Genomic DNA, 18741 nt, shown 5'->3' on the forward strand with positions numbered 1-18741 from the left:
AGCTATCTAACAGTCACTGCTTATCTGCCTGATACGCCTCAATCACTTCCTGAGCCGCCCGAAACGCATCAATCGCCGCCGGCACGCCCGCGTACACCGCGCAATGCAGCAGCGCTTCGCGAATCTCCTCCACCGTACACCCATTGTTCAGCGCGCCACGCACGTGGCCCTTGAGTTCCTGCGGGCACTTGAGGGCGGTAAGGGCGGCGAGCGTGATCAGGCTGCGCGTCTTCAGCGGCAGGCCTTCGCGGTTCCACACGCTGCCCCATGCGTGGTCGTTGACGAAATCCTGCAGCGGCTGGGTGAACGCGGTGGCGTTGCCCAAGGCGCGGTCGACGAACACATCGCCCATGACCTGGCGGCGCATTTCAACCCCGGTTTTTTTCTGATCGGTCATTGCGGTTCCCTCTTGTGTTGGCGGCGCCAGGCTTGCAGCGAGGTGAACAACAGGAAGGCCACCAGCGCTGGCAGGACGTAATACAGCATCAATTGTTCAAGCTGGGTGGCCAGCGGCATGCCAAAGGTGAACGACACCACATGCAGCCCATACACCAGGTACAGGCCCAGGAACACCAGGCCTTCGGCACGGGTGACCCGGTAGCCGGTATAAAACACTGGCAGGCACAACACAATCACGCCGAGCATCACCGGCAGGTCGAAGTCGAGGGCGTTGGGTGACACCGACAGTGGCGAGGGGGCCACCAGCGCGGTAAACCCAAGTACTCCAAGCAGATTGAACAGGTTGCTGCCGATCACGTTGCCCACGGCAATCTCCCGCTCGCCGCGCAGCGCGGCAATCAGCGAGGTCGCCAGGCACGGCAGCGAAGTGCCGACACCGATCAGCGTCAGGCCGATGATGCGCTCCGACAGGCCCAGATCGCTGGCTACATCCACTGCCGCACCCAGCAGCAAATGCCCGGCCAGTACCAGGATCAACAGCCCGCCGAGCATCAGCAACGCGCTGCTCAGCCAGGGCGCCCTGGCCACCGTATCCAGCGTGCGTGGGCGGCGCGAATGGCGGGTCTGGTAGTGCAGCACGCCGAGGTAGGCAACCAAAGCAAGCAGCAGCAACAGGCCGTCGAACGGTGTCAGTGTTTCATTGGCCGCCAGGGTAAACACCAGCAAGCCGGCGAAAATCATTACGGGGATGTCCAGGCGCACCAGTTGCCGCGAGACCCGCAGCGGAATGATCAACGCAGCCAGGCCCAGGGTGACGAGGGTGTTGAAGATACTGCTGCCGATCACGCTGCCCACAGCGATATCGGTATTGCCGGCCAAGGTGGCTTGCAGGCTCACGGTCATTTGCGGCGCGCTACTGCCGAAGGCGACGATGCTCAAGCCGATAATCAACGGCCGCACCTTGAGGCTGGCTGCCAGGCGCACGGCGGCGCGCACCAGGATTTCGGCGCCGACGATCAGCAGCACCAGGCCGCTGATCAGTTCGATCAGGCTCCAGGGCGAGAGGGCAGTTAATGCGGAAATGGCCAAAGCTCCCTTGATTTAGTTGCTCATGGCTTGCACGCGAACCCGTGCAGTGCCGCTGCCCAGCATACCGAGTTGTTCGGCAGCCTTGCGTGAAACGTCGATCAGGCGCCCACGGGTATGCGGGCCGCGGTCGTTGATGCGCAGCACCACGGACCTGTTGTTGTCGAGGTTGGTCACCTTGACCTGAGTGCCGAAGGGCAGGCGCCGATGGGCGGCGGTCAGGGCGTTCTGGTTGAAGGGTTCACCACTGGCGGTTCTGTTGCCATGGTGCTTGGCGCCGTAATACGAGGCGGTGCCGGTTTCGTCGTAGCCGTTGGGGTCGATGAGGCCGCTGGCGCAACCGGCCAACAGAGAGAACAGGGCCAGGAGGCCGAGTAGACGCTTCATTTTCAGCAAATCCCCAATTAAATGTGGGAGCTGGCTTGCCTGCGATACAGGCACCTCGGTATTTCAGTTGCACCGAGGCGATGCTATCGCAGGCAAGCCAGCTCCCACACAAGCCCACTCCCACAAGGGGTCCGAGTTGGGCATGAAAGCCCACCCGGACCATTTCACCGCGATCAGCCTTCGAGCTTGCTTTTCAGCAGTTCGTTCACTTGTTGCGGGTTGGCCTTGCCTTTGGAGGCTTTCATCGCCTGGCCGACAAAGAAGCCGAACATCTTGCCGCGCTTGGCTTCGTCTGCCGCACGGTATTGCTCGACCTGTTCGGCGTTGGCCGCCAGCATCTCATCGAGTACGGCCGAAATCGCGCCGCTGTCGGTGACTTGCTTGAGGCCGCGCTTCTCGATGATTTCGTCCGCACTGCCTTCGCCGCTGGCCATCGCTTCAAACACGGTCTTGGCGATTTTGCCGGAGATGGTGTTGTCCTTGATGCGCAGCAGCATGCCGCCCAGTTGCTCGGCGGTAACAGGCGCATCGTCGATTTCCAGGCCCTGTTTGTTCAACAGGCTGCCCAGCTCAACCATCACCCAGTTGGCCGCCAGTTTGGCGTCGCCGGCGATGCTCACGACTTTTTCGAAGTAGTTGGCTTGCTCACGGCTGGACGCCAACACGCTGGCATCGTAGACCGACAAGCCGAACTGCGCCTGGAAGCGCTCGCGTTTCTGCTGCGGCAATTCCGGCAGGGTGGCGCGGATGTCATTGAGGAACGAGTCCTCAAGCACCACCGGCAACAGGTCCGGGTCGGGGAAGTAACGGTAGTCGTTGGCTTCCTCTTTGCTGCGCATGGCGCGGGTTTCGTCTTTGTTCGGATCGTAAAGGCGCGTTTGCTGGATCACCCTGCCGCCGTCTTCGATCAGCTCGATCTGGCGACGCACTTCGCTGTTGATCGCCTTTTCGATGAAGCGGAACGAGTTGACGTTCTTGATCTCGCAGCGGGTGCCGAACTCGACCTGGCCTTTTGGCCGGATCGACACGTTGCAGTCGCAACGCAGCGAGCCTTCGGCCATGTTGCCATCGCAGATGCCCAGGTAGCGCACCAGCGCGTGGATCGTCTTGACGTAGGCCACGGCTTCCTTGGCGCTGCGCATGTCCGGCTCGGACACGATTTCCAGCAACGGTGTGCCGGCGCGGTTCAGGTCGATACCGGTGGCACCTGGGAATTCTTCGTGCAGGCTCTTGCCGGCGTCTTCTTCCAAGTGCGCGCGGGTCACGCCGACACGTTTGATGGTGCCGTCTTCCAGCGGTATGTCCAGGTAGCCCTTGCCGACGATCGGCAGCTCCATCTGGCTGATCTGGTAGCCCTTGGGCAGGTCCGGGTAGAAGTAGTTCTTGCGCGCGAACACGTTGTGCTGGCCGATCTCGGCGTCAATCGCCAGGCCGAACATCACCGCCATGCGCACCGCTTCCTGGTTCAGCACCGGCAATACGCCGGGCATGCCCAGGTCAACCAGGCTGGCCTGGGTGTTGGGTTCTGCACCGAACGTGGTGGCGCTACCGGAGAAAATCTTCGATTGGGTGGCGAGCTGGGTATGAATCTCCAGCCCGATCACAACTTCCCATTGCATAGTGTTCTCCTCAGAAGCCGGTAGGGGTGCGAGTGTGCCAGTCGGTGTTCAACTGGTACTGGTGCGCCACATTGAGCAGGCGGCCTTCCTGGAAATACGGGGCGAGCAATTGCACGCCGACCGGCAGGCCATCGACGAAGCCGGCGGGCATGGACAAGCCCGGCAAGCCCGCGAGGTTGGCGGTAATGGTGTACAGGTCTTCCAGGTACTCGGCGATCGGGTCGCCGGTCTTGGCGCCGATCTTCCAGGCCGGGTTTGGCGTGGTTGGGCCGAGGATCACATCGACTTCTTCAAAGGCCGCCATGAAGTCGTTCTTGATCAGGCGACGGATTTTTTGCGCCTTGAGGTAGTACGCGTCGTAGTAGCCGGCCGACAGGGCGTAGGCACCGACCATGATCCGGCGTTGTACTTCGCTGCCGAAGCCTTCGCCACGCGAGCGTTTGTACAGGTCGGTGAGGTCTTTCGGGTTTTCGCAGCGATAGCCGAAACGTACGCCGTCGAAACGCGACAGGTTCGAGGAGGCTTCAGCCGGGGCGATCACGTAGTACGCAGGAATCGCGTGCTGGTTGTTCGGCAGGCTGATTTCCTTGATCACGGCGCCGAGCTTTTCCAGTTCCTTGACGCTGTTGTGGACCAGCTCGGCGATACGCGGGTCGAGGCCGGCGCTGAAATACTCTTTCGGCACGCCGATGCGCAGGCCTTTGATCGACGTATTCAGGCTGGCGCTGTAGTCCGGCACGGGCTCATCGATGCTGGTGGAGTCCTGTTTATCGAACCCTGCCATACCTTGTAACAATATTGCGCAGTCTTCGGCAGTGCGTGCCAATGGGCCGCCCTGATCGAGGCTGGAGGCGTAGGCGATCATGCCCCAACGGGAAACGCGACCGTAGGTCGGCTTCAAGCCAGTGAGGTTGGTGAACGCGGCGGGCTGACGGATCGAGCCACCGGTGTCGGTCGCGGTAGCCGCCGGCAGGAAGCGCGCGGCAACGGCCGCCGCCGAACCACCCGACGAGCCGCCTGGCACGTGTTTCAAGTTCCACGGGTTTTTCACCGCGCCGTAGTAGCTCGACTCGTTGGCCGAACCCATGGCGAACTCGTCCATGTTGGTCTTGCCCAGGGTCACGGCCCCGGCGGCAGCCAGCTTGGACACCACGGTGGCGTCGTAGGGCGCTTTAAAGTTGTCGAGCATCTTCGAGCCGCAGCTGGTGCGAATGCCCTGGGTGCAGAACAGGTCTTTGTGGGCGATCGGTGCGCCCAGCAGCGCGCCATTCTCACCATCGGCGCGACGCACGTCGGCGGCCTTGGCCTGGCTCAGGGCCAGTTCTTCGGTGAGGCTGATGAAGCTGTTGACCTTGGGATCGTGCTCGGCGATGCGCGCAAGCAGGGTCTTGGTCAGCTCTTCGGAAGAAAACTTTTTGTCGGCGAGACCGCGGGCGATCTCGGCCAGAGTCATGTGATGCATTGCAGGCTCTTTCCCTTTAGTCGATGACTTTCGGAACCAGGTACAGGCCGTTTTCGACCGCTGGCGCGATGGACTGGTAGGCCTCGCGATTATTACGCTCGGTCACAACGTCTGCGCGCAGGCGCTGGCTGGCTTCCAGTGGGTGAGCCAGGGGCTCGATGCCGTCGGTATTGACGGCCTGCATTTGGTCGACCAGCCCGAGAATGCTGTTCAGGGCTGCGGTGGTCTGTGGAAGATCGGCTTCAACCAGGTCCAAGTGGGCCAGGTGAGCGATTTTTTCCACGTCGGAGCGTTCAAGCGCCATGGGATTCTCCAGTGGAAAACAGAACGGAGGGCGTCCGTGTGTTAGATTGTCGGAACACTACCGCATTTCTACGGTCATAAGGCCGCGATTGTGGGGGTTGGTGCACAGAAAGTCGGCCAATTTAGCACATTGGCGCCTTGCCCAAAATCCCTGTCGTTGTTAGAGTTTGCCGCACTTTTTTACCCACGCGTTGCCTAGGGTCCTTTCCCCATGTTCAAGAAACTGCGTGGCATGTTTTCCAGCGATCTTTCCATTGACCTGGGCACTGCCAACACCCTTATTTACGTGCGCGAGCGCGGTATCGTTCTGAATGAGCCATCGGTTGTGGCCATTCGGACCCATGGTAATCAGAAAAGTGTCGTTGCCGTTGGCACCGAGGCCAAGCGTATGCTCGGCCGAACACCAGGCAATATTGCTGCCATTCGTCCGATGAAAGATGGCGTGATCGCCGACTTCAGTGTCTGCGAGAAGATGCTGCAGTACTTCATCAATAAGGTTCACGAAAACAGCTTTCTGCAGCCCAGCCCTCGTGTGCTGATCTGCGTTCCGTGCAAGTCCACCCAGGTTGAGCGTCGTGCCATCCGTGAATCGGCCCTTGGCGCCGGTGCCCGTGAAGTGTTCCTGATCGAAGAACCAATGGCTGCTGCGATCGGTGCTGGCCTGCCGGTTGAAGAAGCGCGCGGTTCGATGGTGGTGGATATCGGTGGTGGTACCACTGAAATCGCCCTGATCTCCCTGAACGGTGTGGTGTATGCCGAATCCGTGCGTGTAGGCGGCGACCGCTTCGACGAAGCGATCATCACTTATGTACGTCGTAACTACGGCAGCCTGATCGGCGAATCCACCGCCGAGCGCATCAAGCAGGAAATCGGCACCGCTTACCCGGGCGGCGAAGTTCGCGAAGTTGATGTTCGCGGTCGCAACCTGGCCGAAGGCGTTCCACGTGCTTTCACCCTGAACTCCAATGAAGTGCTGGAAGCTCTGCAAGAGTCCCTGGCCACCATCGTTCAGGCCGTGAAGAGCGCACTGGAGCAATCGCCTCCGGAACTGGCTTCCGATATCGCCGAGCGTGGCCTGGTGCTGACCGGTGGTGGCGCCTTGCTGCGCGACCTCGACAAGCTGCTGGCCCAGGAAACCGGTCTGCCGGTGATCGTCGCCGAAGACCCGCTGACCTGCGTCGCCCGTGGCGGTGGCCGTGCACTGGAAATGATGGATAAACACACCATGGACCTGCTCTCCAGCGAATAAGATCGCTTGGATGGTTCATGCTTCGCCCGCAGGCAGCACTTTGCAGTGTTGCCTGTTGGCGTTTATCTTCTTCAATCTGCATCCAGGCCGGTTTGATGCCGTATGAATAAAGAGAACATTTGCCTGGGAGGAGCGGATTATTAAACCGCTTTTCGCCAAAGGCCCCTCATTGGGCGTGCGCTTATTGGTGCTGGTCGTGCTTTCGGTCGCGCTGATGGTGGTCGATGCCCGCTTTGCACTGCTCAAGCCCGTGCGCAGCCAGATGTCGCTGGTGTTGATGCAGACTTACTGGATCACCGACCTGCCGCAACGTCTCTACCAGGGCGTGGCCAGCCAATTCGGCAGCCGCACTGAGCTGGTCGCCGAGAACGAAAAACTCAAGACTGAAAACCTGCTGTTGCAGGGGCGCATGCAAAAGCTGGCGGCCCTCACCGAGCAGAACGTTCGGCTGCGTGAGTTGCTCAATTCCTCCGCACTGGTCAACGAGAAGGTGGAAGTGGCCGAGTTGATCGGCATGGACCCTAACCCGTTTACCCACCGCATCATCATCAACAAAGGTGAGCGCGACGGTGTGGTCCTCGGCCAGCCGGTGCTTGATGCCCGTGGCCTGATGGGTCAGGTGGTCGAGTTGATGCCCTACACCTCGCGTGTATTGTTGTTGACGGACACGACTCACAGCATCCCCGTGCAGGTGAACCGTAACGGCTTGCGCGCCATTGCCAGCGGCACCGGTAACCCGGAGCGTCTGGAGTTGCGTCATGTGGCGGACACTGCCGACATCAAGGAAGGCGACCTGCTGGTCAGCTCCGGCTTGGGCCAGCGCTTCCCGGCGGGTTACCCAGTGGCGACGGTCAAGGAAGTGATCCACGATTCCGGCCAGCCCTTCGCCATTGTACGTGCCGTGCCGACTGCCGCCTTGAACCGCAGCCGTTACCTGCTGCTGGTCTTCAGCGACAACCGCACGCCGGAAGAGCGTGCCAACGACGCCGCTCAGGCGCAGGAAGCGGAAGACAAGCAGAACGGCGCTGCGCCGACCATTCCTGCCACGGTGCCAAAACCTGCGTTCGTGGGGCCGCCAGCCCCTGTGGCCGCCGCGGCAGCGCCAGTGGCAACGCCAGTCAAACCTGCGGCCCACAACGCTCGCCCGGCCAAACCGGCTGCGGCCAAGCCACCCGCGACGACGCCAACTGCTGCAACTCCGGCGGTTAAACCGCCTGCTGCTACCACCCCGGCAGCCCGGCCAGCGGCCGCAGCCCCGGCCACCACACGGCAGAGGGAGGAATAATGGCCGGTACTCATTCGCACAATGGCTGGATCGTCTGGCTGACCTTCGCCGTCGGCCTGCTGCTCAGCGTTTCGCCGTTACCGCAATTCATGGAAGTCCTGCGTCCTTTATGGCTGGCCCTGCTGCTGGCGTTCTGGTCGCTGACCTTGCCGCATAAAGTCGGAATGGTCACCGCAATGTGCCTGGGCTTGGCGGAAGATGTGCTCTATGGCACTTTGCTCGGTCAGAATGCGTTGATCCTGACCCTGATTACTTTTCTGGTGCTGTCGTTGCAGCAGCGCTTGCGCATGTTCCCGATGTGGCAGCAGTGCCTGGTGATCCTGGTGATCTTCGGCCTGGCGCAGTTGGTGCAACTGTGGCTCAGCGCCTTGACCGGTAACCGCCAGCCAACCCTGGCGTTGGTGCTGCCTGCGCTGGTCAGTGCATTGCTGTGGCCATGGGTCAGTTTTGGTCTGCGTGGGTTACTTCGTCGCTATAAAATCAATTGAATGGATTGCGAGGCTCTGCCTGGTTATCGAACCCTACAGGGAGAGTCTGCAATGAATTTGCTTTATCTGGCCTCGGGTTCCCCAAGGCGGCGTGAATTGCTGACCCAGATCGGTGTGCCCTTCACCGTGGTCAGCGCCGCCATTGATGAAACGCCTCTTACAAACGAATCTGCTGTTGCCTACGTCGAGCGCCTTGCGCGCGGCAAGGCCACGGCGGGTTTTGCTGCGCTTGAAAAAACGGCGGGCGCCTGCGTTTTAGGCGCCGACACGGCTGTGATCGTGGAGGGTCATATCCTCGGCAAACCGATGGATCAAGCGGATGCCTTGGCCATGTTGATGGCTTTGGCAGGGCGTGAACATGAAGTGCTCACGGCCATTGCGCTCACCGACGGCGAGCGCTGCGAAACCCGATGTGTAAGCAGTCGCGTACTGTTTCGCGGGATTTCTGTCGAGGAGGCTACGACCTACTGGCACAGTGGCGAACCTCAGGACAAAGCTGGCGGCTATGCTATCCAAGGGCTCGGGTCGGTGTTTGTCGCCGGGCTCAATGGCAGTTACTCCGCCGTGGTTGGCCTGCCGGTGTGCGAAACCGCGCAACTGCTCGAGCAATTCGGCATACCCTGTTGGCAAAACCTTACCGCGCGCTGAACGCCTTACTTGCGCGCCAAGCCTTAAGCGATCGGTCACTATTGTGAAAACGCCTGAACGAGACCCAGCCATGAGTGAAGAGATTCTGATCAATATCACGCCGATGGAATCGCGCGTGGCGGTGGTAGAGAACGGTGTTCTGCAAGAAGTGCACGTCGAGCGCACGCAGAAGCGCGGCATTGTCGGCAATATTTATAAAGGCAAAGTGGTGCGCGTGTTGCCGGGGATGCAGGCTGCATTCGTCGATATCGGCCTGGACCGCGCCGCGTTCATCCATGCTTCGGAAATCTCCCTGCGCGAAGGCCCTGCGGTCGAAAGCATCAGTGCGTTGGTGCACGAAGGGCAGAGCCTGGTGGTGCAAGTCACCAAGGACCCCATCGGTTCCAAGGGCGCGCGGTTGACGACTCAGTTGTCGATTCCTTCGCGTTACCTGGTGTACATGCCGCGTACTGCTCACGTCGGCATTTCCTTGAAGATCGAAGACGAAGCCGAGCGCGAGCGCCTGAAAAAGGTGGTCAGCGACTGCGTGGCTGCCGAGGGCATCAAGGAAGCGGGTGGCTTCATCCTGCGCACCGCCGCAGAAGGCGCCGGCGCCGATGAAATCCTCATGGACATCCGTTACCTGCGACGCCTCTGGGATCAGATCGGCGCGCAGATCAAAACCATCGGCGCACCCAGCGTCATCTATGAAGACTTGGGCCTGGCCCTGCGCACCCTGCGCGATCTGGTCAGCCCGAAGATCGAGAAAATTCGCATCGACTCGCGGGAAACCTTCCAGCGCACCACGCAGTTTGTCGCCGAACTGATGCCTGAAATTGCCGATCGCCTGGAACATTACCCTGGTGAACGGCCGATTTTTGACCTGTATGGCGTCGAAGACGAAATCCAGAAAGCCTTGGAACGCAAGGTGCCGCTCAAGTCCGGCGGCTATCTGGTGGTGGACCCGGCGGAAGCCATGACCACCATCGACGTCAACACCGGTGCGTTCGTGGGGCATCGCAACCTTGAAGAGACCATCTTCAAGACCAACCTCGAAGCGGCTACCGCGATTGCCCGCCAGATGCGCCTGCGCAACCTGGGCGGCATCATCATCATCGACTTCATCGACATGGAAGACGAAGAGCATCAGCGTCAGGTGCTGCGTACCCTCGAGAAGCAGCTGGAGCGCGATCACGCCAAGACCAATATCATCGGCATCACCGAGCTTGGCCTGGTGCAGATGACCCGCAAGCGTACCCGCGAAAGCCTCGAACAAGTGCTCTGCGAGCCTTGCAGCAGCTGCCAGGGGCGGGGCAAGTTGAAGACCCCAGAAACGGTTTGCTACGAGATTTTCCGCGAAATCTTACGGGAGGCGCGTGCCTATCAGGCCGAAGGTTATAGAGTGCTCGCCAACCAGAAAGTGGTCGATCGGTTGCTGGACGAGGAGTCTGGTAACGTCGCCGAATTGGAAGGTTTTATCGGGCGCACCATTCGCTTCCAGGTCGAAACCATGTATTCACAGGAACAATACGACGTGGTGCTGCTCTGATCCCCAATCGCTTTCTTTCTTCGAGACCGGCAGACCTTGATCTGCCGTCCGCTAATTGCCTTGAGGGTCGCCTGACATGGAGCGTCTGAAACGCTTTTTTGCCGCTTTGACCCGCTGGGGCCTTGGCTTGTGCGCCTTGCTGCTGGTACTGGCGGCGGTGTACGTGAGCCTGGGTCGTGAACTCACCCCGTTGGTGGCCGAATACCGCGCCGAAATCGAAGCCAAGGCCCAGGCCGCGGTGGATATGCCTGTGCGCATCGGTAGCCTGGAAGGGCGCTGGAGCGGTTTCGCACCGATATTGCTGGCCCACGATGTGATGGTCGGCGAGGGCAGCAGTGCCTTGCGCCTGGACCAGGTTGAAGTGGTACCGGCTATCTGGGCCAGCCTGATGGCGCGCGAGGTGCGCATTGCCCACTTGGAAGTCAGCGGGTTGCAGTTGAGCTTCAAGGAAGACAAGGACGGCCACTGGGCGCTGCAAGGCCTGCCGGTACAAGATGATCAGCCGCTGGACCCGGAGCAGTTGCTGACACGCATGCAGATGGTCAAGCGCGTGTCGGTGCTCGATAGCCAGGTCACGCTGCAACCGTTCGCTCAGGCGCCGCTGACCCTGACATACGTGGGCCTTAGCCTGCACACCGGCGCCACGCGCCAACGCCTCGACGCCCGCCTGACCTTGCCGGACGGCCAGCCACTGGCCGTGAGCCTGCGCACGCGTATCCGCGCGAGCGAATGGAAAGACGCGCAGGTCCAGGCCTACCTGAGCCTTCCCCAGAGCGACTGGGCCAAATGGATCCCGGCCAAGCTGACCCAGCAATGGAAGCTTTCGCAATTCAAGGCGGGCGGTGAGTTCTGGCTCGACTGGGCCAAGGGTACCGTGCAAAACGCCGTGGTGCGCCTCAACTCGCCTCAGGTGAAGGGCAGCTACGCTGACCGCAAACCGGTGCATATCGAAAACCTTGCCCTCACGGCTTACCTGCAACGCAGTGATACCGGCCTTAAAGTGCTGTTTGATTCGCTGGCGATGAACATCGGTGAGACGCGCTGGGAATCACGCCTGCAATTGCAACAGAGCCTGGCCACCGATACCGCTCTGGAAGTCTGGAAGCTGCAGGCCGACCGCCTCGACCTGACCCCGATCACGCCGCTGCTAAATGCCTTGGCACCCTTGCCGGAAGGCGTTGCCAAGACCATTGAACACCTGAAGGCCACTGGCGTGCTGCGTAACGTGCTGGTGGATTTGCGTCCCCAGGACACCACTGACCAAAAGGTCAGCTTTGCCGCCAACCTTGAGCGTATCGGCTTTAATGCCTACTTCGGCGCACCGGCTGCGCGGAACGTGTCCGGCAGCATCAGCGGCGACTTGGGCCACGGCGAGTTGCGCATGGACAGCAAGGACTTTTCCTTGCACTTGGACCCGATCTTCGCCAAGCCATGGCAGTACATCCAGGCCAATGCGCGCCTGACATGGAAGCTGGATAAGGAAGGTTTCACCCTGATCGCACCGTACATCAAAGTGCTGGGCGAAGAGGGCAAGGTCGCTGCGGACTTCCTGATTCGCCTGCATTTCGACCACAGCCAGGAAGACTACATGGACCTGCGGGTCGGCATGGTCGATGGCGACGGGCGCTTCACGGCCAAGTATTTGCCGGCCGTGTTAAGCCCGTCCTTGGATGAGTGGCTGCGCACGGCGATTCTCAAAGGCGCGGTTGACGAAGGTTTCTTCCAGTACCAAGGCTCGCTGAACCACGACGCGCTGCCGGCTGCACGCAATATCAGCTTGTTCTTCAAGGTGCATGATGCCGAACTGGCGTTCCAGCCGGGTTGGCCGCACGTAAGTAAGGTCAATGGCGAAGTGTTTGTCGAGGAGAGCGGTGTGCGTATCCTGGCGAGCAAGGGCCAGTTACTCGACACCAAGGTCAAGGACATCTACGTCAATATTCCTCATGCGCCTGCCGGCCAAGACAGCCACCTGCTGATTACCGGTGGGTTTGCTGGCGGCTTGGGCGATGGCTTGAAGATCCTCCAGGAAGCGCCGATAGGCACCGGTTCGACCTTCGCCGGTTGGAAGGGCGAGGGCGACCTGCAAGGCAAACTGGACCTGGACATTGCGCTGGTCAAAGGCGCCGATCCGAAGATCGTGGTGGACTTCCAGACCGACAAGTCCCGCCTGCAATTGGCCGAGCCGACCCTGGACCTGACCCAGCTCAAAGGCAATTTCCGCTTCGACAGCGCCAAAGGCCTGAGTGGCCAGAACATCTCGGCCCAGGCGTTCGACCGGCCGATCACTGCGCAGATTTTTGCCGATGGCAAACCGGGCAAAATCAGTACGCGCGTCAGCGCCAAGGGCCAGGTCACGGTCAAGCGCCTGACGGATTGGTTAAAAGTCAGCCAGCCGCTGCCGGTGTCCGGTGATATCCCTTACCAATTGCAACTGACCCTGGACGGCGCCGACAGCCAACTGATGGTCAGCTCCACCATGAAGGGCGTAGCAGTGGATCTGCCGGCACCGTTTGGCATGCCTGCCAGTCAGGGCCGTGACAGCGTGTTCCGTATGACCTTGCAGGGCGCCGAGCGGCGCTACTGGTTTGATTACGGCGAGCTGGCGAGCTTTACCTTTGCCTCGCCTCCAGACAAGTTCAATGACGGTCGTGGGGAATTGTTCCTTGGCGATGGCGCTGCCTTGTTGCCGGCTAGCAAAGGCCTACGTATTCGCGGCGTGCTGTCGGAGCTGGACATCGACCCGTGGAAAAAACTGGTAAACCGCTACGCCGGCAATGATCCGGGCGGCAGTGCCAAGCAACTGCTCAGTGGCGCTGATTTCAAGGTGGGCAAGTTGACTGGCTTCGGTACCCAGTTTGATCGGGTCAACTTGCAACTGGGTCGCAAGCCGGCTGCGTGGGGTTTGCAGTTTGACAGCCAGCAAGCCAAAGGCGCGGTAAACCTGCCGGATGCCAAGGGTGCGCCTATTGCGATCAACTTGCAGTACGTGAAATTGCCGGCGGTGGACCCGACGGTGCAGGCGAATGAGAACGCGCCGGACCCGTTGGCTGATATTGATCCCAAAGACATTCCGGCACTGGATATCGCCATCGATCAATTGTTCCAGGGGCCTGATCTGATAGGTGCCTGGTCGCTGAAGATCCGCCCAACCGCCAAGGGCCTGGCCTTCAACAACCTGGACCTGGGCCTCAAAGGCATGCAGCTCAAGGGTGCCGGTGGTTGGGAAGGCGCGCCGGGTGACAGCAGCAGTTGGTACAAAGGCCGCCTGGATGGCAAGAACATCGCCGATGTGCTCAAGGGCTGGGGCTTTGCGCCGACCGTGACGAGTGAAGACTTCCATCTGGACGTGGACGGTCGCTGGCCGGGTTCGCCAGCCTGGGTCGGGCCCAAGCGTTTCTCCGGTAGCCTGGACGCTGCATTCCGCAAAGGCCAGTTCGTTGAAGTGGAAGGCGGCGCCCAGGCCCTGCGGGTATTTGGTTTGCTCAACTTCAACTCCATCGGTCGCCGTTTGCGCCTGGACTTCTCGGACTTGCTCGGCAAAGGCTTGAGCTATGACCGGGTCAAAGGCTTGCTGGCGGCCAGTAATGGCGTGTTCGTGACCCGTGAGCCGATCACCATGACCGGGCCATCCACTAACCTTGAGCTCAATGGCACGCTGGACCTGGTGGCCGACCGGGTCGACGCCAAGTTGCTGGTCACATTGCCGGTGACCAACAACCTGCCGATTGCCGCATTGATTGTCGGTGCGCCGGCCATTGGTGGCGCGCTGTTCCTGATCGACAAGTTGATCGGCGACCGTGTGTCGCGCTTCGCCAGTGTGCAATACAAGGTGCAAGGTCCATGGAAGGATCCAAAAATCACCTTCGACAAGCCATTTGAAAAACCAAACTGAGAGCCTGTGGAGTAGCATGGCCGCATGCCCTTTACGGAGTGTTGGCCTATGTCCTTTGCGGTAATTCAAATGGTCAGCCAGAGTGACGTCCTGGCCAACCTGGCTCAGGCCCGGCGCTTGCTGGAGCAAGCGGCGGCGGGCGGTGCGAAGCTGGCGGTACTGCCGGAAAACTTCGCCGCCATGGGCCGTCGTGACGTCGCCGACATTGGTCGCGCCGAAGCCTTGGGCGAAGGCCCGATCCTGCCGTGGTTGAAACAGGCCGCCCGCGACCTCACCTTATGGATAGTGGCCGGCACATTGCCGTTGCCGCCTAAGGACCAACCGAACGCCAAATCCAACGCCTGCTCGCTCTTGATCGATGATCGGGGTGAAATCGTCGCCCGTTACGACAAACTGCACCTGTTCGATGTCGACGTGGCGGATGCTCGAGGTCGTTATCGCGAATCCGACGACTATGCTTTCGGTGGCAATGTTGTCGTGGCGGACACGCCGGTGGGGCGCTTGGGCCTGACGGTATGCTACGACTTGCGGTTCCCCGAGTTGTACAGCGAATTGCGTGCGGCGGGGGCTGAATTGATTACCGCGCCCTCGGCCTTTACGGCGGTGACCGGCGCTGCACATTGGGATGTGCTGATTCGTGCGCGAGCCATCGAAACCCAGTGCTACCTGCTGGCAGCCGCCCAAGGCGGCGTACACCCAGGCCCACGGGAAACCTTTGGCCACGCAGCAATTGTCGACCCTTGGGGGCGCGTGCTGACACAACAGGATCAAGGCGAAGCGGTGTTGTTGGCCGAACGCGATAGCAGTGAACAGGCGTCGATACGGGCGCGCATGCCGGTGGTCAACCATCGGCGCTTTTTCTCGCAGGGCGCGCAGCGGCCTGCTTCGGAACGATGAATTTAAGGCCAAACCTATGAGCGAGTTGTTGTCCTCAGTCAGTGAACACCTCCTGGCACCCGGTGGCGTGACCATCGAAAGCTTGCAAACCGTGCTCGGCGATCTGGCCGGGCCAGGTATCGACGCGGCCGACCTGTATTTCCAAGGGCAGATTTCCGAGTCTTGGGCCCTCGAAGACGGCATCGTCAAGGAAGGCAGCTTCAACCTTGATCAAGGTGTGGGCGTGCGCGCGCAATCTGGTGAGAAGACCGGGTTTGCCTACAGCAACGCCATTACCCTTGAAGCCCTGGGCCTGGCGGCGCGTGCGGCACGCTCGATCTCCCGCGCCGGCCAGAACGGCACGGTGCAGGCATTCAGCACCCAGGATGTGGCTCAGTTGTACGCGCCGGATAACCCTCTGGAAGTGATCAGCCGTGCGGAAAAGGTCGACTTGCTCAAGCGTATTGATGCGGCCACCCGTGCCCTCGACCCGCGTATCCAGCAAGTCACCGTGAGCATGGCCGGTGTGTGGGAGCGCATTCTTGTGGCGTCCACCGACGGCGGGTTGGCGGCGGATGTACGGCCGCTGGTGCGGTTCAATGTCAGTGTGATCGTCGAGCAGAACGGTCGCCGCGAGCGCGGTGGCCATGGCGGCGGCGGGCGCACCGACTACCGTTATTTCCTCACTGAAGACCGCGCCATGGGCTACGCCCGCGAAGCGCTGCGCCAGGCACTGGTCAACCTTGAAGCCATTCCGGCGCCAGCCGGTACCTTGCCGGTGGTACTGGGCTCGGGCTGGTCTGGGGTTTTGCTGCACGAAGCGGTGGGCCACGGCCTGGAAGGCGACTTCAACCGCAAGGGCAGTTCCGCCTACAGCGGGCGCATGGGCGAGATGGTCGCGTCCAAGCTGTGCACCATTGTCGATGACGGCACCCTGGCCGGTCGTCGTGGTTCGCTGAGCATCGACGACGAAGGCACGCCGACCGAGTGCACCACGCTGATTGAAAACGGTGTGCTCAAGGGTTACATGCAAGACAAGCTCAACGCCCGCCTGATGGGCGTGGCGCGTACTGGTAACGGCCGCCGCGAGTCCTACGCTCACCTGCCGATGCCGCGTATGACCAACACCTACATGCTCGGTGGCGAAAGCGACCCGGCGGAAATCATCGCCTCGGTAAAACGCGGGATCTACTGCGCCAACCTCGGCGGCGGCCAAGTGGACATCACCAGCGGCAAATTTGTGTTCTCCACCAGCGAGGCGTACCTGATCGAAGACGGCAAGATTACCGCGCCGGTCAAAGGGGCAACGTTGATTGGTAACGGGCCAGAAGCCATGAGCAAGGTGTCGATGGTCGGTAACGACCTGTCGCTGGACAGCGGCGTGGGCACGTGCGGTAAAGATGGGCAGTCGGTGCCGGTCGGCGTTGGTCAGCCAACCTTGAAGATTGATGCGATCACCGTGGGTGGCACGGGGTCGTAAAAGGTGGAGCTTCGGGTGGCGCAGAACGCCACCCGGGGAAGAGGATCAGCGCAGGCCGCGTTGAGTCTCGTCCAGCTCACGGATGTACTTGAAAATTTTACGGCTGGTGGCCGGAGCCTTGTTTTGCGCCAGTTCGTGCTGGGCCTGACGGATCAGGGAGCGCAGTTGCTGGCGGTCCGCGTCCGGGTAGTCCAACACGAACTTCTCCAATACAGCGTCATCGCCCGAAATCAGGCGGTCACGCCAACGTTCCAGGTTGTGGAAACGTTCGTTGTATTGGCGAGTGGAGGCATCGAGTTGATCGAGCAGGGTCAGAATGGCGTCAGTGTCCTGATCGCGCATCAGTTTGCCGATAAACATGATGTGCCGTTTACGCGCGATATTCGCGGTGTGCTTAGGTGCATCAGCCAGGGCCCGGCGCATTTCGTCGGTCAGTGGCAGTTTTGCAACCAAGTCAGGCTTGAGCGTTGTAAGGCGCTCGCCAAGGTCAACCAGAGCATGCAGCTCGCGTTTGACCTGGGTTTTGCTTTTCTCCCCATCGAGGGAGTCGTCGTAAGAATCAACCATGGTGGCAGTCCGCAAAGAAACGCCGCCATGATAACCAGTCGGGGGCCGCTTGTCCGGCCCGGTCGCTCGATGGCCTTAACCGAAAGCAGAATTTGAGTGGAGAAAACCATGAGTGCAGCCCAAAGCGTCGGTCCGCAAGCGTTACCGGCACTGCAGGAACAAGTCGAGCAGATCCTTGCCGAGGCCAAGCGCCAGGGGGCCAGCGCCTGTGAAGTGGCGGTGTCGCTGGAGCAGGGGCTGTCGACGTCGGTGCGCCAGCGGGAAGTGGAAACCGTCGAATTCAATCGCGACCAGGGTTTTGGTATCACCTTGTATGTAGGGCAGCGCAAGGGCTCGGCGAGTACGTCGGCCAGCGGGCCCGAAGCGATTCGCGAGACGGTCGCCGCTGCGTTGGCGATTGCCAAGCACACCTCCGAAGATGAAAGCTCAGGCTTGGCTGACAAGGCACTGATGGCCAAGGACTTGAAGGATTTCGATCTGTTTCACACTTGGGACATCACGCCTGAACAGGCTATCGAGCAGGCGCTGATCTGCGAAGCTGCAGCGTTTGATGCTGATCCTCGCATCAAGAATGCTGACGGCACCACCTTGAGTACCCATCAGGGCTGCCGCGTGTATGGCAACAGCCACGGGTTTATCGGTGGTTACGCCTCCACTCGCCATAGCCTGAGCTGCGTGATGATTGCCGAGGCCGATGGCCAGATGCAGCGTGATTACTGGTATGACGTGAGCCGCCAAGGCGAATTGCTGGCTGACCCGGTCAGCATTGGCCAGCGCGCAGCCCAGCGCGCGGCGAGCCGCCTGGGCGCGCGCCCGGTACCGACCTGTGAAGTGCCGGTGCTGTTTTCGGCAGAGCTGGCCGGCGGGTTGTTCGGCAGCTTCCTGGGCGCGATTTCCGGCGGCAACCTCTACCGCAAGTCTTCGTTCCTTGAGGGCGCAATCGGCCAGAAACTGTTTCCTGAGTGGCTGACCATTGATGAGCGCCCGCACCTGATGCGCGCCATGGGCAGTTCGGCGTTCGACGGTGATGGCCTGGCCACTTATGCCAAACCGTTTGTCGAAAAGGGCGAGTTGGTCTCCTACGTTCTCGGTACTTACGCTGGCCGCAAGCTTGGCCTGCCAAGCACCGCCAACGCCGGTGGCGTGCACAACCTGTTCGTGACCCATGGCGACGAAGACCAGGCGGCGTTGCTGCGTCGTATGGGCCGTGGCCTGCTGGTGACCGAACTGATGGGCAGTGGCCTGAATATGGTCACCGGTGATTATTCCCGCGGCGCGGCGGGTTTCTGGGTAGAAAACGGCGAAATTCAATTCGCCGTGCAGGAAGTCACCATCGCCGGCAACATGCGCGACATGTTCAAGCAGATCGTTGCCGTGGGTAACGACCTGGAACTGCGCAGCAACATTCGCACCGGTTCGGTGTTGATCGAGCGGATGACTGTCGCCGGCAGCTAATCACTCTCGCGCTCAAA

Annotated in this window: 16 protein-coding genes; 9 read left to right on the forward strand and 7 right to left on the reverse strand. The window is 60.8% G+C overall.

Going from position 1 to position 18741, the window contains the following annotated elements; all coding sequences use genetic code 11:
* Positions 1-13: 13 nt before the first annotated feature.
* The 6 genes from GJU48_RS04110 to gatC form a co-directional block, all read right to left on the reverse strand.
* On the reverse strand, positions 14-397 hold the full coding sequence (locus GJU48_RS04110) for a carboxymuconolactone decarboxylase family protein (RefSeq protein WP_094950411.1): 384 nt from the start codon (positions 395-397) through the stop codon (positions 14-16).
* Positions 394-1440, reverse strand: a complete 1047-nt coding sequence (locus GJU48_RS04115) for a calcium/sodium antiporter (protein WP_094950445.1) — start codon at positions 1438-1440, stop codon at positions 394-396. Before GJU48_RS04115 ends, GJU48_RS04110 begins: the two co-directional genes overlap by 4 nt.
* A gap of 60 nt (positions 1441-1500) precedes the next feature.
* On the reverse strand, positions 1501-1872 hold the full coding sequence (locus tag GJU48_RS04120; RefSeq protein WP_094950412.1) for a septal ring lytic transglycosylase RlpA family protein: 372 nt from the start codon (positions 1870-1872) through the stop codon (positions 1501-1503).
* Positions 1873-2045: 173 nt separating this feature from the next.
* Positions 2046-3491 carry an Asp-tRNA(Asn)/Glu-tRNA(Gln) amidotransferase subunit GatB gene (gatB, locus tag GJU48_RS04125; RefSeq protein WP_094950413.1) on the reverse strand — a complete coding sequence of 482 codons (1446 nt, stop codon included), beginning with the start codon at positions 3489-3491 and terminating at the stop codon, positions 2046-2048.
* 10 nt (positions 3492-3501) lie between these two features.
* Positions 3502-4953, reverse strand: a complete 1452-nt coding sequence (gatA, locus tag GJU48_RS04130; RefSeq protein ID WP_094950414.1) for an Asp-tRNA(Asn)/Glu-tRNA(Gln) amidotransferase subunit GatA — start codon at positions 4951-4953, stop codon at positions 3502-3504.
* A gap of 16 nt (positions 4954-4969) precedes the next feature.
* Positions 4970-5257, reverse strand: a complete 288-nt coding sequence (gatC, locus tag GJU48_RS04135) for an Asp-tRNA(Asn)/Glu-tRNA(Gln) amidotransferase subunit GatC (protein WP_083360145.1) — start codon at positions 5255-5257, stop codon at positions 4970-4972.
* A gap of 210 nt (positions 5258-5467) precedes the next feature.
* Here gatC and mreB point away from each other — a divergent pair, with 210 nt between their 5' ends.
* The 8 genes from mreB to tldD all read left to right on the forward strand — a co-directional run bounded on the left by mreB (position 5468) and on the right by tldD (position 16702).
* On the forward strand, positions 5468-6505 hold the full coding sequence (gene mreB, locus GJU48_RS04140) for a rod shape-determining protein MreB (RefSeq protein ID WP_002555108.1): 1038 nt from the start codon (positions 5468-5470) through the stop codon (positions 6503-6505).
* A gap of 139 nt (positions 6506-6644) precedes the next feature.
* Positions 6645-7790 (forward strand): rod shape-determining protein MreC, encoded by a 1146-nt coding sequence (gene mreC, locus GJU48_RS04145; RefSeq protein ID WP_094950415.1) that lies wholly within the window; start codon positions 6645-6647, stop codon positions 7788-7790.
* Positions 7790-8278: a rod shape-determining protein MreD gene (gene mreD, locus GJU48_RS04150; protein WP_094950416.1), complete on the forward strand. Its 489-nt coding sequence runs from the start codon at positions 7790-7792 to the stop codon at positions 8276-8278. The genes mreC and mreD overlap by 1 nt, the downstream gene beginning before the upstream one ends.
* A 51-nt stretch (positions 8279-8329) precedes the next feature.
* The gene (locus tag GJU48_RS04155) at positions 8330-8926 is read left to right on the forward strand and encodes a Maf family protein (RefSeq protein ID WP_094950417.1); all 597 of its coding nucleotides are present in this window, start codon (positions 8330-8332) and stop codon (positions 8924-8926) included.
* A 70-nt stretch (positions 8927-8996) separates the two neighbouring features.
* Positions 8997-10454 (forward strand): ribonuclease G, encoded by a 1458-nt coding sequence (gene rng, locus GJU48_RS04160; RefSeq protein WP_053254407.1) that lies wholly within the window; start codon positions 8997-8999, stop codon positions 10452-10454.
* A 76-nt stretch (positions 10455-10530) separates the two neighbouring features.
* Complete coding sequence (locus tag GJU48_RS04165; RefSeq protein ID WP_094950418.1) at positions 10531-14346, forward strand: YhdP family protein; 3816 nt, start codon at positions 10531-10533, stop codon at positions 14344-14346.
* Positions 14347-14394: 48 nt separating this feature from the next.
* Positions 14395-15243 carry a carbon-nitrogen hydrolase family protein gene (locus tag GJU48_RS04170; RefSeq protein WP_094950419.1) on the forward strand — a complete coding sequence of 283 codons (849 nt, stop codon included), beginning with the start codon at positions 14395-14397 and terminating at the stop codon, positions 15241-15243.
* 16 nt (positions 15244-15259) lie between these two features.
* The gene (gene tldD / locus GJU48_RS04175) at positions 15260-16702 is read left to right on the forward strand and encodes a metalloprotease TldD (RefSeq protein WP_094950420.1); all 1443 of its coding nucleotides are present in this window, start codon (positions 15260-15262) and stop codon (positions 16700-16702) included.
* 45 nt (positions 16703-16747) lie between these two features.
* Here the strand turns inward: tldD and yjgA are convergent, their stop codons facing one another.
* Entirely contained in the window at positions 16748-17269 is a 522-nt protein-coding gene (gene yjgA, locus GJU48_RS04180; protein WP_064450713.1) for a ribosome biogenesis factor YjgA, read from the reverse strand.
* 108 nt (positions 17270-17377) lie between these two features.
* Between yjgA and pmbA the strand changes: the two genes are divergently transcribed.
* Positions 17378-18724: a metalloprotease PmbA gene (gene pmbA, locus GJU48_RS04185; RefSeq protein WP_094950421.1), complete on the forward strand. Its 1347-nt coding sequence runs from the start codon at positions 17378-17380 to the stop codon at positions 18722-18724.
* Positions 18725-18741 lie beyond the last annotated feature (17 nt).

Origin of the sequence: Pseudomonas sp. IB20 (assembly GCF_009707325.1) — a bacterium.
Classification (GTDB): Bacteria; Pseudomonadota; Gammaproteobacteria; order Pseudomonadales; family Pseudomonadaceae; genus Aquipseudomonas.

Coding starts and splice junctions, on each gene's coding strand:
- GJU48_RS04110 (WP_094950411.1), bottom strand. CDS start 397: ATGACCGATCAGAAAAAAACCGGGGTTGAAATGCGCCGCCAGGTCATG.
- GJU48_RS04120 (WP_094950412.1), bottom strand. CDS start 1,872: ATGAAGCGTCTACTCGGCCTCCTGGCCCTGTTCTCTCTGTTGGCCGGT.
- gatB (WP_094950413.1), bottom strand. CDS start 3,491: ATGCAATGGGAAGTTGTGATCGGGCTGGAGATTCATACCCAGCTCGCC.
- gatA (WP_094950414.1), bottom strand. CDS start 4,953: ATGCATCACATGACTCTGGCCGAGATCGCCCGCGGTCTCGCCGACAAA.
- gatC (WP_083360145.1), bottom strand. CDS start 5,257: ATGGCGCTTGAACGCTCCGACGTGGAAAAAATCGCTCACCTGGCCCAC.
- mreB (WP_002555108.1), top strand. CDS start 5,468: ATGTTCAAGAAACTGCGTGGCATGTTTTCCAGCGATCTTTCCATTGAC.
- mreD (WP_094950416.1), top strand. CDS start 7,790: ATGGCCGGTACTCATTCGCACAATGGCTGGATCGTCTGGCTGACCTTC.
- GJU48_RS04155 (WP_094950417.1), top strand. CDS start 8,330: ATGAATTTGCTTTATCTGGCCTCGGGTTCCCCAAGGCGGCGTGAATTG.
- rng (WP_053254407.1), top strand. CDS start 8,997: ATGAGTGAAGAGATTCTGATCAATATCACGCCGATGGAATCGCGCGTG.
- GJU48_RS04165 (WP_094950418.1), top strand. CDS start 10,531: ATGGAGCGTCTGAAACGCTTTTTTGCCGCTTTGACCCGCTGGGGCCTT.
- GJU48_RS04170 (WP_094950419.1), top strand. CDS start 14,395: ATGTCCTTTGCGGTAATTCAAATGGTCAGCCAGAGTGACGTCCTGGCC.
- tldD (WP_094950420.1), top strand. CDS start 15,260: ATGAGCGAGTTGTTGTCCTCAGTCAGTGAACACCTCCTGGCACCCGGT.
- yjgA (WP_064450713.1), bottom strand. CDS start 17,269: ATGGTTGATTCTTACGACGACTCCCTCGATGGGGAGAAAAGCAAAACC.
- pmbA (WP_094950421.1), top strand. CDS start 17,378: ATGAGTGCAGCCCAAAGCGTCGGTCCGCAAGCGTTACCGGCACTGCAG.